This window comes from Stenotrophomonas sp. GZD-301, from assembly GCF_049310345.1.
GTDB lineage: Bacteria > Pseudomonadota > Gammaproteobacteria > Xanthomonadales > Xanthomonadaceae > Stenotrophomonas.
This window is the reverse complement of sequence record NZ_JBMOWY010000022.1, coordinates 16,850-29,834: the sequence shown is the minus strand read 5'-3', so window position 1 is coordinate 29,834 and position 12,985 is coordinate 16,850. Positions and strand designations below refer to the sequence as shown.

Below are 12,985 nucleotides of genomic sequence, written 5' to 3'. Positions count from 1 at the left end.
TGCACCCTCACCCGTTGATGGCCGCCGCCGTCCTACAGTAGGCCGCCCTCCCGCTCCGTCCATCGCCATGACCGACCTGCACATCGACCGCCTCGACCACCTCGTCCTCACCGTGGCCGACATCGCCGCCACCTGCGACTTCTACCAGCGCGTACTGGGCATGGAGATCGTGCACTTCGGCGAAGGACGCCGCGCGCTGCGCTTCGGGCTGCAGAAGATCAACCTGCACGCGCACGGCAACGAGTTCGCGCCCAAGGCGCTCCGCCCCACGCCCGGTTCGGCGGACCTGTGCCTGATCACCTACGCAACGATGGACGAGATCCTCGCCCATCTGCACGCGCAGGCCGTGCACATCGAGGATGGCCCGGTGCAGCGCACCGGGGCCACGGGACCGATCCTGTCGGTGTACTTCCGCGATCCGGACGGCAACCTGATCGAGGTATCGCGCTACCTGGCGTGAGGCAGGAACGGCGCGGCCATCGCCTGCAGCAGGCTGCCCTGCGGGTCGTCGCCGGTCAGCTCCCAGGTGAACACGCCGCGCAGCTGGTGGTCCTTCGCGAACGCGGCACGCAGGCCGATCGAGGTCGGGTCTTCATAGCTGATGAACACGCGCTCGGCGGCGTTGTACAACCACGGCGTCTGCGCCACCGGATGCCAATGCCGCTGCCAGCCGGGCTGGTCGAGGAACGCCGTTTTGATGCGCCGCCAGTCGCCGGCATCGAACGGTGCGCTGTACGGCTGGTACAGGCCATCGCGGCTCTGCGTGGTGACCCGGAAGCCGCGCCCGTAGAAGGGCACCCCGAGCACCAGCTTGTCGGCCGGTACGCCGTGCAGCTGGTAGTAGGCCACCGCCCCTTCGACGTTGTTCCAGCGGCGCAGCGCCGGGTCCAGCGGATCGGTGGGCACCTCGCGCAGCGGCGCGTTGAAGGTGGACACCTTGGAGAAGCCGGTGCCCATGTCGTAGCTCATCAGCGTGATGAAATCGAGTTCCTGCCCCAGCGCCTTGAGCTCATAGCTCAGCGCGGGATCGTACGGACCATCGGTCTGCACGCGGCCGGCCGGCAACGCAGCCGTCAGCAGCCGGTGCGGGCCGTTGCCGCCATCGAGTGCGTCGAGCTGGCGGCGGAATTCCTGCACCAGCAGGGTCATGTTGCGCCGGTCCTCCGGGCGGTCGGTGATCTCTACCGGGCCACCGGACACGGGAAACTCCCAGTCGATGTCCACGCCGTCGAAGCTGCCGCGGTGCTGCTGGAAGAACAACGCAACGCAGGAGCGCACGAACTGCTGGCGGCGTTCGGCAGTGAGCGCCGCGTCGGAGAAACCGCCGGCATTCCAGCCGCCGATCGAGATCAGCGTGTGCAGCGTCGGATGTGCGCGCTTGAGCGTGGCCAGCGCCTTGAAGTGCGCATCCGCCTGCGCATCGACCACGCAGCGACCGTCCTCGATGCGGGCGAACGCGTAGAACAGATGGGTCAGCGTATCGGCCGGGATGGACGCCACCGGATAACGCTCCGCCGAACCGCCGGGATAGTAGGCACCGATCACCTTCGGCAACGGGTCGGCGGCGGAGGCGGCCATCGGCAGGCAGCCGGCGATGAGGACAGCGAGTACAGCCACGGTCTGGCGGAACATGAGATCTCCCGGGTCGAAGGCCGGGCCACGTTAGCAGACACCACACGCGGAATCGGCGCATGGGAGGTGATGTCCGGCAATCCCGTCCGGTGGACAACGCGTGCCGCCGCGCACAGGTCAACGCAACGTCGCACCGGGACACGCCGGCAGCGGACGATGCCACGCAATGGCAGGCGCAGGTTGCGCGCGCAGCCGCTACAGTGCGCACCTACATCACCTGCCCGTCCTCCCATGACCGCTACCGCCGACGCTTCACCCACCCCGCCGGACAACGACGCGCTGATGGCGCTGGAAGCCGAGGCCTACGCTGCGTTCGACGCCGGCCACCTGCAGCAGGCGAGCGCCCTGTTCGGCGAACTCAGCGGGCATGCCCCGCATGTGCCGTACCTGCACTACATGCGCGGTTTGGCGCACAAGTACCTGCGCGACTGGCCTGCCTCTCTGGAGCACAACCTGCGCGCGCAGGCGCTGCAGGAGGCGTTCGACGAGGCCTCGGCCTGGAATGCAGGGATTGCCGCCACGGCACTGGGCGACTGGGCCGAAGCCCGCCGCCAGTGGGCGCAGTGCGGCATCAACGTGCCTGACGGCGACGGTCCGATCGACACCGATTTCGGCATGGTCTGCGTCCGGCTTGATCCGTGGGGCAGCGGCGAGACGGTCTACGCGCGCCGCATCGACGTGGTGCGCGCACGGGTGGTGAACGTGCCGTTCGGCAGCAGCGGGCATCGCCTGTTCGATATCGTGCTGCACGATGGTGCCAAGACCGGCGAGCGCGCATTGAACGGCGGCACGGTGCCCGTGTTCAACGCGCTGCAGACGTTGCAGGCATCGGACCACCGCACCTTCGTGGCGTTCATCCGGTGTCCGTCGGCGGACGACATGGCGGCGCTGCAGGACGCGCAGCTGCCGGGCATCGGCTACGTCGAGGACTGGACCGCGTCGGTGCGGTCGCTGTGCCTGCGCTGCAGTTACGGTGTGCCGCACGCAGCGGATACCGCGGCCGATCATGACGACGGTGCTGCCGGCAACGACGATTGGCAGGTGGAGCGCACCCTGGGCATCGGCGCACAGGGGAAGGCGGCGGTGGAGCGCCTGCTCGCCGACTGGGTGGCGGCGGGGCCCGGGCGCGCCCTCGATGCGATCGAAAGCCGGGACGGGTCCGCCAGCGCGCCCGCCGATGGGCAGGTGTGGTGGCTGGATCCCACCGAGGTGGAGCAGGACGACGAAGACGACGTGGCGTAGCCGCGCCGGCCTCGGAACGCAGACAACAAAAAAGCGGGCCGAAGCCCGCTTTTTTTGTTCGAAGGTGTGAGGACCAACGGTCCTCACCTACCTAGCAGCCCGGAAGCGTGAGGACCAACGGTCCTCACCTGCCGTAACCGGCGTGCGCCGATTACTCGGCAGCCACGCCCTCGCCTTCTTCGACGGCCTTCATCGACAGGCGGATACGGCCCTGCTTGTCGACTTCCAGCACCTTGACCTTGACCACATCGCCTTCCTTCAGCTTGTCGCCGACCTTCTCGACGCGCTCGCTGGAAATCTGCGACACGTGGACCAGGCCGTCCTTGCCCGGCAGGATGGTGACGAACGCACCGAAGTCCATGATCTTGGCGACCTTGCCTTCGTAGATGCGGCCCGGCTCGACGTCCGAGGTGATCTGCTCGATGCGCGACTTGGCAGCCTGCGCCGCGATCGCGTTCACCGAGGCGATGACGATGGTGCCGTCGTCCTGGATGTCGATCTGGGTGCCGGTTTCCTTGGTGATGGCCTGGATGGTGGAACCACCCTTGCCGATCACTTCGCGGATCTTGTCCGGGTGGATCTTGATGGTCAGCAGACGCGGCGCGTAGTCCGACAGCTCCTGACGCGGTGCGGTCAGGCCGTGGGCCATTTCGCCCAGGATGTGCAGACGGCCAGCCTTGGCCTGCTGCAGTGCCTGCTTCATGATCTCTTCGGTGATGCCTTCGATCTTGATGTCCATCTGCAGGGCAGAGATGCCCTCAGCGGTACCAGCGACCTTGAAGTCCATGTCGCCCAGGTGATCTTCGTCACCCAGGATGTCGGACAGGACGACGAAGCGCTCGCCTTCCTTGACCAGACCCATTGCGATACCCGCGACCGGCGACTTCACCGGCACGCCGGCGTCCATCAGGGCCAGCGAGGAACCGCAGACCGAGGCCATCGACGAGGAGCCGTTGGATTCGGTGATTTCCGAGACCACGCGGATGGTGTACGGGAAGGCTTCCAGCGACGGCATCACTGCCAGCACGCCGCGCTTGGCGAGACGGCCGTGGCCGATTTCGCGACGCTTCGGGCCCATCATGCGGCCGGTCTCACCCACCGAGTACGGGGGGAAGTTGTAATGGAACAGGAAGTTGTCCTTGTACTCACCGGACACGGCATCGATGACCTGGCCATCACGGGCGGTGCCCAGGGTGATGGTCACGATGGCCTGCGTTTCACCGCGGGTGAACAGCGAGGAACCGTGGGTACGCGGCAGGATGCCGGTCTGCACGGCGATCGGGCGGACGGTGTCCAGCGCGCGGCCGTCGATGCGGACCTTGGTGTCCAGCACCGAGTTGCGCATTGTGCTGTATTCCAGCTCGCCGAATTCCTTCGACAGCTCGGCCGGGTTCCAGCCGTCGGCGGCCACACGGCCAGCCAGCGACTCGGTCACGTCCTTCTTGATCGCCGAGATGGCGTCACGGCGCTGCAGCTTGTCGCGCACTTGGAAGGCTTCACCCAGACGCGGGCCGATGGCTTCCTGCAGGGCGCTGATCAGCGCGTCGTTCTTGGCCGGGGCAACCCAGGTCGACGGCTTGGTGCCGGCTTCCACGGTCAGCTCGTTGATGGCGTTGATGACCTTCTGCATTTCGCGGTGACCGAAGGTCACGGCGCCCAGCATCACGTCTTCGGACAGCAGCGCGGCTTCGGATTCAACCATCAGCACGGCGTTGGCGGTACCGGCGACAACCAGTTCCAGCTCCGAATCCTTCAGTTCGGTCACGGTCGGGTTGAGGATGTACTCACCGTTCTTGTAACCGACCTTGGCAGCGGCGATCGGACCCTTGAACGGGGTACCGGCCAGCGACAGCGCGGCCGAGGCACCGATCAGCGCCGGGATGTCACCGTCGATGTCCGGGTTCAGCGACATCACCGTGGCGATGATCTGCACTTCGTTCTTGTAGTCTTCCGGGAACAGCGGACGGATCGGGCGATCGATCAGACGCGAAATCAGCGTCTCCTTTTCGGTCGCGCGGCCTTCGCGCTTGAAGAAGCCACCCGGGATACGGCCACCGGCGTAGAACTTCTCCTGATAGTCACAGGTCAGCGGGAAGAAGTCCTGGCCCTCACGCGCGCTCTTGGCAGCCACGGCGGAGACCAGCAGCACGGTGTCGTCGAACTTGACGATGACGGCGCCACCGGCCTGACGGGCGATTTCGCCGGTTTCAAGCGTGACGGTGTGCTTGCCGTACTGGAAGGTTTTGGTGATTTTTGCCACGGGGGATGTCCTTGGGATGATGCTTTCTTCGAATGGACCGCGGGCGACCCTTGCCGCCGACGGGTGACCGGTGGTCCGGTCCAGGCGTTTGATGCGGTACTACCAAAACAAAACCGCGGCGCATTCCTGCGCCGCGGTCGGGATTCCTGCTTAGCGACGCAGGCCGAGCTTTTCGATCAGGGCCTTGTAACGCACGCCATCTTTCTTCTTCAGGTAGTCGAGCAGGCTGCGGCGACGGTTGACCATCTGCAGCAGACCACGACGGCTGTGGTGATCCTTCTTGTGGGTCTTGAAGTGGCCGGTCAGCAGTTCGATGCGGGCGGTCAGCAGTGCAACCTGGACTTCCGGGGAGCCGGTGTCAGCCGAGCTGCGCTTGTTGTCTTCAATGACCTTCTGGGTGTCGATCGACATTTTATTTTCTCTTGGATGCGTGGCCCGCAGAAACGTCCCATTGACGTACCGCGTGACTCGCCGTGAACGAAAGGATGAACCCGCACAAGGCGGGAAGCCTGAAAAGGCCGCGAAATTGTAACGGTCGCGGCCGTCCGGGACAAGGACCAGGGGGGTGTTGCCGGACCAGCGGTCAGAGGTTGAAACGGCGCTGGGAGGCCAGCAGCCCGCTGTCGTCGACCTGCCCCAGACCCTGAATGGCGTCCTCCGGGCCGTACACGACCACCAGCCCCGCCGGCCAGCCCTCGCCACGCTGGCGCTGGCCCACGCAGAACCGGGCCGCCTGTTCAGCATCCAGGGTCACCCGCGGGTAGTGCGCCAGGCCGTCGGCCAGCGGCAGCAGCAGGCGCTCCATGCCGGCTTCATCGCCTTGGGCGGCCATCGCCCGCAGCGTATCCAGGGTCACCATCGGGGCATCCCGGAACGGGTCCACCCACAGGCGGCGCAGGCCGGCGATATGCGCGCCGCACCCCAGGGTTTCGCCCAGGTCGCGGGCCAGGCTGCGGATATAGGTCCCCGAGCCGCAGGTCACGCGCAGGGTCAAGCGGGTCGGCTGCTGCGCCAGCACCTCGATGGCATGCACCTCGACCTCGCGCTCGGGCGCCTCGATCGCATCGCCGCGGCGCGCCTTCACATACAGCGGCTCACCGCCCTGCTTGAGCGCGGAGTAGATCGGGGCGCGCTGGCGGATGCGTCCACGCAGCGGCGCCAGCGCCGCTTCCAGCGTCTCGGCGCTGATGGGCGGTACCGGACGCTCGCGCAGCACGGTGCCGTCGGCATCGTCGGTGTCGGTGGTCTGGCCCAGCACGACTTCGGCGTCATACGCCTTGGCCGAGCCCAGCAGCAGCCCGGCGATCTTGGTGGCTTCACCGAAGCACAGCGGCAGCAGGCCGGTGGCCAGTGGATCCAGGCTGCCGGTATGGCCGCCCTTCTCGGCACGGAACAGGCGTCGTGCGATCTGCAGCGCCGCGTTGGAACTCATGCCACCCGGCTTGTCGAGCAGCAGGAGGCCATCCAGGCGACGGAAGGTAATTCGGGTCATGGGAACGATGGTATTCCTGCGGCCGACTCGGCCGCCACGTGGCGAAAATGCAAGGCGGCACCTCCGGGCTGCGCGGCGATGTGCCCGCGCATGGCGATGCGTTCACTGCACGGTCGCCCGCTGATCACAGCGCGGCAGAGCCCGGCGCTACGTTACTTGGTGTCGTCGGTGTCGTCGGTGTCGTCAGCGTCGTCGCCGTCAACGTCGCGGCTCTTCTCGGCCGCAAGCGTGTCGGGCAGGTCGCGCAGGATGTTGTCGATGCGCTCGCCGCGATCCACCGAATCGTCGTAGTGGAAGTGCAGCTCGGGGACGTGGCGCAGCTTCATGGCCTTGGCCAGATCCATGCGCAGCTCCCAGGCCAACTCCTTCAGGCCCTTCATCGCCTCTGCCGAACGCTCGGGCATAAGCGCGGTGACGAAGATCTTGGCGTGCGCCATGTCACGGGTGATTTCGACGTCGGAAACGCTCACCGAGGGCAAGCCGTGCACACGCACCAGATTGTGCACGAGCGTACCCAGCTCACGGCGGATCTGGGCGGAAACACGGTCGGTTCGATGGAAGGTTTTTGGCACGAGACACTCTTCAATGTTCGGATAAGCAGGTCACGACCCACGGTCGCTACCCGGAATGTTGGCAGGGCCCGACCGATGGTCGGGCCCTGCTGTTCCCTGTTACAGGGTGCGCGGCACTTCGATACGTTCGAAGCACTCGATCTGGTCGCCCGGCTTGACGTCGTTGTAAGCCTTCACGCCGATACCGCATTCGGTACCGTTGCGGACTTCCTCGACGTTCTCCTTGAAGCGACGCAGCGATTCCAGCTCGCCTTCGAACACCACCACGCTGTCGCGCAGGACGCGGATCGGCTTGCTGCGCTTGACCGTGCCTTCGATGACCATACAACCGGCCACCGCACCGAACTTGGAGCTGCGGAACACGTCGCGCACCTGGGCGATACCGATGATCTCTTCGCGGATTTCCACGCCGAGCAGACCGGAAGCCACCTGCTTCACCTGGTCGATCACGTCATAGATGATCGAGAAGTAACGCAGGTCCACGCCGTTGGATTCGATGATGCGACGCGCGGAGGCGTCGGCACGCACGTTGAAACCGATCACGGTGGCCTTCGAAGCGACCGCCGAGTTGGCGTCCGACTCGGTGATGCCGCCCACGCCGGAGTGGATCACGTTGATGCGGATGTCTTCGTTGGACAGCGCCACCAGTGCCTGGCTCAGCGCCTGCACCGAACCCTGCACGTCGGCCTTGATCACCAGGTTCAGCACCTGCTGGCCATCGCCCTTGCCCAGGGTCGCCATGATGTCTTCCATGCGGCTGCCGGCCGACTGCACCAGGCGCGATTCACGGCGCTTGGTCTCGCGCTGCTGCGCGACGTCCTTGGCCAGACGCTCGTCTTCGACCACGACGAAGTCGTCGCCTGCATCCGGCACGCCGGACAGACCCAGCACCTGCACCGGAATCGACGGACCGGCCTGGTCCGGCTGCTTGCCGGTTTCGTCGAACAGGGCGCGCACGCGGCCGTACTGGATACCGCAGACCAGGTAGTCGCCCTTCTTCAGCGAACCCTGCTGCACCAGCACGGTGGCGATCGGGCCACGGCCCTTGTCCAGCGAGGACTCGATGACCACGCCGCTGGCGCGGCCGTCGGCCACGGCCTTCAGTTCCAGCAGTTCGGCCTGGATCGAAATCGCGTCGAGCAGGTCGTCGATGCCCAGGCCAGCCTTGGCCGAGATCTCGACCATCTGGGTGTCGCCACCGAAGTCTTCGGACACGACCTGCTCGGTGAGCAGCTCGTTCTTGACGCGCATCGGATCGGCGCCGGACTTGTCGATCTTGTTGATCGCCACGATCAGCGGCACACCCGCCGAACGGGCGTGCTGGATGGCTTCCTTGGTCTGCGGCATGACGCCGTCGTCGGCGGCCACCACCAGCACCACGATGTCGGTCAGCTTGGCACCGCGGGCACGCATGGACGTAAACGCCGCGTGGCCCGGGGTATCCAGGAAGCTGATCACGCCCTTCGGCGTTTCAACGTGGTACGCACCGATGTGCTGGGTGATGCCACCGGCTTCGCCCGTGGCGACCTTGGTGCGGCGGATGTAATCCAGCAGCGAGGTCTTGCCGTGGTCGACGTGGCCCATGATGGTGACCACCGGCGGACGTGCCACCGGCTCGCCCTGGTTGCCACCGGCCAGCGCCAGCAGCGCGTCTTCGGCGTCATTGGTGTTGGCACGGATCACGTTGTGGCCGAGTTCTTCGGTCACCAGCGCGGCGGTGTCGTGGTCGATGGTCTGGGTGATGGTCGCCATGACGCCCATCTTGAACAGCGCCTTGACCACATCGCCGCCCTTGACGGCCAGCTTCTGGGCCAGATCGGCCACGGTGATGGTGTCGCCGATGGTGACGTCACGCACGATCGGAGCGACCGGACGTTCGAAACCATGTGCACCACCGCCGCTGCGCGACTGGTTGCTGTCGCGACGGCCACCGTGCTGCACGCGCCCGGTCGGACGACCGCGCGAGTTGCTGTTGTTGCCGCGGCGGGCACGATCGGCGGCCGACAGATGCAGCTGACCGGCAAAGCGGTTGCCGCCATCGTCGTCGCGCTTGGCGCCCGGGCGATTGTTGTTGTTCGAGTTGCGGTCGTCCGCACGCGGTGCCGGACGTGCCGCCGACGGCGCGGACGGACGCGGGCCACGGGCCGGCGCATCGGCAGCGGCAGGCTTGGCTGCAACCGGGGCCGGTGCGGGCGGTGCGTTCTTGGCCGCTTCGGCAGCGGCTTCGGCCGCCTTGCGCTCGGCTTCGGCACGTTCCTTGGCGTCGATTTCTTCCTGACGCTTGCGGGCGATTTCTTCGTCGCGCGCACGGTCCTTCTCGGCCAGTGCGCGCTGCTCGTCCAGATTGCGCTGGCGGGATTCCTCCAGCTTGCGCAGGATGTCGGCGCGCTCCTCATCCGGCGTCATCGCCTTGCCACTGCTGTCCTTGGTGTAGGTGCGCTTCTGGCGCACTTCAACATTGACGGTGGTCTTGCTGCGGCCGGCGCTGACGGTCACTTCCTGCAACTTGCGACGGTTGAGGGTGATCTTCTTGGCGGCCTCGTCGGTGCTCTCGACGGGCTGCTCGGTCTTGCCGTGCGAACGACGAAGGAAGCCCAGGAGCTTCACCTTCTCGGTGCTGGTCACGACCTGGTCGGGACCGCTGAACTTCATGCCGGCTTCGGCAAGCTGTACGAGCAGTTTATCGACCGGAGTGTTGACCAGTTCGGCAAGCTTGCGGATGGTGGTTTGCTGCGACATTCGGATCCTATGATCTGGTTGGCGCTCCCTCGAAACGTGCGAAGGCAGCGCGGAGTCTAAGCCCTGATCGGGTCAGGGCACTGTTCATCGCTGGCTCATTCGCCGCGCTCCAAGCGGGCGATCTCCTCGGCTCGGGCGGCCAGGATCAGAGCGGCGGCGCGCTCCTGGTCCAGGTCCTCGATACCGAACTCGAGGATCTCGTCGGCGGCCAGGTCCGACAGGTCCTCACTGGTTCGCACGCCATGACCGGCCAGGGCGTAGGCAGTTGCCTCGTCCATGCCTTCCAGGGCGAGCAGGTCTTCGGACGGCGAACCGTCTTCCAGACCCTCTTCCACCGCCAGCGCTTCGTTGAGCAGCGCATCGCGGGCACGGGCACGCAGCTCTTCGACGATGTCTTCGTCGAAGCCTTCCACGGCCAGCAGTTCGCCGACCGGGACGTAGGCGATTTCTTCCACGGTGTTGAAGCCTTCGGTCACCAGGATGGCGGCGATTTCTTCATCCACTTCCAGCTTGTCCATGAACAGCTGGCGGGCAACGCCCTGCTCTGCCTCGGACTTGGCGGTCACCTGGTCCTGGGTCATCACATTGAGCTGCCAACCGGTCAGGCGGCTGGCGAGGCGCACGTTCTGGCCGCCCTTGCCGATCGCCTGGGCCAGGCGCTCTTCCGCCACGGCCAGGTCCATCGAATGCTTTTCTTCATCGACGATGATCGACTGCACTTCCGCCGGGGCCATCGCGTTGATGACGAAGTTGGCGGGGTTGTCGTTCCACAGCACGATGTCCACGCGCTCACCGTTGAGCTCGTTGGACACGGCCTGCACGCGCGAACCGCGCATGCCGATGCAGGCGCCGATCGGATCGGTGCGCGCGTCGTGGGCGAGCACGGCGATCTTGGCGCGGTCACCCGGATCGCGTGCACAGGCCTTGATCTCGACCAGGCCCTGGCCGACTTCCGGCACTTCGAGCTTGAACAGTTCGATCATGAATTCCGGCGCGGCGCGGCTGATGAACAGCTGCGGGCCACGCGGTTCCGAACGGACTTCGGCCAGGTAACCGCGCACGCGGTCGCCAGCGCGCAGCACGTCGCGCGGAATGCCCTTGTCCTTCGGAATGAAGGCCTCGGCGTTGCCGCCCAGGTCCACATAGATGTTGCCGCGCTCGGCGCGCTTGACCACACCGGTGACCAGCTCGCCAACGCGGTCCTTCCACGCATCGACAACCTGCTGGCGTTCGGCTTCGCGCACGCGCTGGACGATCACCTGCTTGGCGGCCTGTGCGGCGATACGGCCGAAGTCCGGGTTTTCGATCTGCTCTTCGATGTAGTCGCCCACTTCAACGCCGTCGGCTTCGTCGATGGCATCCATCAGACGGATCTGGCGATCCGGGGATTCCATCACCACATCGTCGGCCACCACTTCCCAGCGGCGGAAGGTTTCGTAGTTGCCGTCCTTGTGGTCGATCGACACACGGGCCAGCACTTCCTGGTCCGGATAACGCTTCTTCGCGGCCGACGCCAGTGCAGCCTCGATGGCCTCGAAGATCACTTCACGCGGAACGCCCTTTTCATTGGCGACCGCATCCACTACCAGCAAAAGTTCCTTGCTCATTGGCTCACTCCGCGCGCGGCTTCTTGGCCGCCGGCTCGTTGGATGGTTTCTTGTTCGCCTTGCCACCCTGCTTGGGTGCCGGGCCAGTCGGTTTGGTCGGAGCCAGGCCGAGAGCGGCCCAGTCCGGCATGATGCGTGCCTTGTCGATATTCTCGACATCGGCGGTGAACGGGGCATTGTCGACCTTGAAGGTGACCGTACCCTGTTCCAGATCCACGGCGAGAATCTCGCCCTGCAGGCGGCGACGGCCATCCTGCGGCAGCTTCAGCGTCACCTTGGCGGATTCGCCGAGGGCGCGTTCGAACTGCTCACCCGTGAACAACGGACGGTCCACGCCCGGCGAGGACACTTCCAGCGTGTAATTGGCGCTGATCGGGTCTTCCACGTCCAGCTGCGCGGACACTTCGCGGCTCACGCGCTCGCAGTCGTCGATGTTGACGATGCGCTCGGGCTGTTCGGCCAGCGGCACGTCGATGTACAGGCGCAGGGTCGCACCGCCCGGGGCAGTCAGATATTCCACGCCCAGCAGCTCGAGACCCAGCGACTGAACGGTGGGGGCGAGCAGATTCGCGATTTCGGTTGCCTTGTCGCTCACAGTCTGCCTTGATTCGTTGAAAGAGATACTGGCGTGGCCAGTTGCGCTGGCCCAACACCACTGGCCACATTCCGGAAACAACAAAGGGCCCGCTGGGCCCCTTGTCCGGTACAACTCCGGTCATGCTGGATTCCGGTAGCGGGAACACACGCGGCGTGTATTCCTGCGAGCCCAGCCTTCCGGGGGGTCACGGCGACCTGGTTACAGGGTGCCGTTCCTGGAAGCCGGTAGCGGGCCGCATTCACGTCCGTTGATAGGATGCGCATGGACAGTCCGCTAAGCCGCTGATGATAGCCGCTGCACCGCGCTGGTGCAATGGCTTGGGCGCTGTGCGAGACGGCTATTGCGGAAGCTGAACACCCCGCGCACCTGCCCTGCGCCACCCCACAACGAAAAAAGCGACCCCGTTGCCGGAATCGCCTTTTCGTCTACTGCATCTGCACTGCAGATTTTCTGTGGTAGCGGGGGCAGGATTTGAACCTGCGACCTTCGGGTTATGAGCCCGACGAGCTGCCAGACTGCTCCACCCCGCAGCAGAAGCGGAATTGTAAGGGAGTTTTCACTCCCGCGCAACCCCTTTGAAACACCGCGAAACCGTTGCCGGTCCCTGCAACGAAAAAGGCGACCCCGTTGCCGGGATCGCCTGGTTCGTCCACCACCCGGCTTTCACCGGGTCGATATGGTAGCGGGGGCAGGATTTGAACCTGCGACCTTCGGGTTATGAGCCCGACGAGCTGCCAGACTGCTCCACCCCGCAGCAGTAGCGGAAGAGTTGGTGGACCCACCGGGGTGGGAACCTACCGCAACGATGTTCTGGCGAAACCGCTGCATCAACAACTCAGGAAA

Annotated in this window: 10 protein-coding genes and 2 tRNA genes; 2 read left to right on the top strand and 10 right to left on the bottom strand. The window is 65.6% G+C overall.

Annotated elements, in window-relative coordinates:
• The first annotated feature begins 76 nt into the window (after positions 1 to 76).
• The gene (locus tag ACO6VK_RS05370) at positions 77 to 460 is read left to right on the top strand and encodes a VOC family protein (RefSeq protein WP_422505999.1); all 384 of its coding nucleotides are present in this window, start codon (positions 77 to 79) and stop codon (positions 458 to 460) included.
• On the opposite strand, the gene ACO6VK_RS05365 is transcribed toward ACO6VK_RS05370, so the two are convergent.
• Entirely contained in the window at positions 448 to 1,632 is a 1,185-nt protein-coding gene (locus ACO6VK_RS05365; protein WP_422505892.1) for a glycoside hydrolase family 18 protein, read from the bottom strand. The two genes, ACO6VK_RS05370 and ACO6VK_RS05365, sit on opposite strands and share 13 nt — an antisense overlap.
• Before the next feature lie 231 nt (positions 1,633 to 1,863).
• Here ACO6VK_RS05365 and ACO6VK_RS05360 point away from each other — a divergent pair, with 231 nt between their 5' ends.
• A complete protein-coding gene (locus ACO6VK_RS05360) occupies positions 1,864 to 2,874 on the top strand; it encodes a tetratricopeptide repeat protein (protein ID WP_422505891.1) in 1,011 nt (336 codons plus the stop codon).
• Between the two features lie 151 nt (positions 2,875 to 3,025).
• On the opposite strand, the gene pnp is transcribed toward ACO6VK_RS05360, so the two are convergent.
• The 9 genes from pnp to ACO6VK_RS05315 all read right to left on the bottom strand — a co-directional run bounded on the left by pnp (position 3,026) and on the right by ACO6VK_RS05315 (position 12,896).
• Complete coding sequence (pnp, locus tag ACO6VK_RS05355) at positions 3,026 to 5,134, bottom strand: polyribonucleotide nucleotidyltransferase (protein ID WP_411851625.1); 2,109 nt, start codon at positions 5,132 to 5,134, stop codon at positions 3,026 to 3,028.
• A 150-nt stretch (positions 5,135 to 5,284) separates the two neighbouring features.
• Positions 5,285 to 5,545: a 30S ribosomal protein S15 gene (rpsO, locus tag ACO6VK_RS05350; protein ID WP_017355941.1), complete on the bottom strand. Its 261-nt coding sequence runs from the start codon at positions 5,543 to 5,545 to the stop codon at positions 5,285 to 5,287.
• Between the two features lie 172 nt (positions 5,546 to 5,717).
• Positions 5,718 to 6,626, bottom strand: a complete 909-nt coding sequence (gene truB / locus ACO6VK_RS05345) for a tRNA pseudouridine(55) synthase TruB (protein ID WP_422505890.1) — start codon at positions 6,624 to 6,626, stop codon at positions 5,718 to 5,720.
• A gap of 152 nt (positions 6,627 to 6,778) precedes the next feature.
• Entirely contained in the window at positions 6,779 to 7,198 is a 420-nt protein-coding gene (gene rbfA, locus ACO6VK_RS05340) for a 30S ribosome-binding factor RbfA (protein ID WP_422505889.1), read from the bottom strand.
• Positions 7,199 to 7,297: 99 nt separating this feature from the next.
• Positions 7,298 to 9,937 (bottom strand): translation initiation factor IF-2, encoded by a 2,640-nt coding sequence (gene infB / locus ACO6VK_RS05335; RefSeq protein WP_422505888.1) that lies wholly within the window; start codon positions 9,935 to 9,937, stop codon positions 7,298 to 7,300.
• Between the two features lie 95 nt (positions 9,938 to 10,032).
• Positions 10,033 to 11,544 (bottom strand): transcription termination factor NusA, encoded by a 1,512-nt coding sequence (gene nusA, locus ACO6VK_RS05330; RefSeq protein ID WP_422505887.1) that lies wholly within the window; start codon positions 11,542 to 11,544, stop codon positions 10,033 to 10,035.
• A 4-nt stretch (positions 11,545 to 11,548) separates the two neighbouring features.
• Positions 11,549 to 12,139, bottom strand: coding sequence for a ribosome maturation factor RimP (gene rimP / locus ACO6VK_RS05325; RefSeq protein WP_422505886.1), 591 nt, complete (start codon positions 12,137 to 12,139; stop codon positions 11,549 to 11,551).
• Positions 12,140 to 12,595: 456 nt separating this feature from the next.
• Positions 12,596 to 12,672 (bottom strand) — tRNA-Met (locus tag ACO6VK_RS05320).
• 147 nt (positions 12,673 to 12,819) lie between these two features.
• A tRNA-Met gene (locus tag ACO6VK_RS05315) sits at positions 12,820 to 12,896 on the bottom strand.
• Between the last annotated feature and the right edge of the window lie 89 nt (positions 12,897 to 12,985).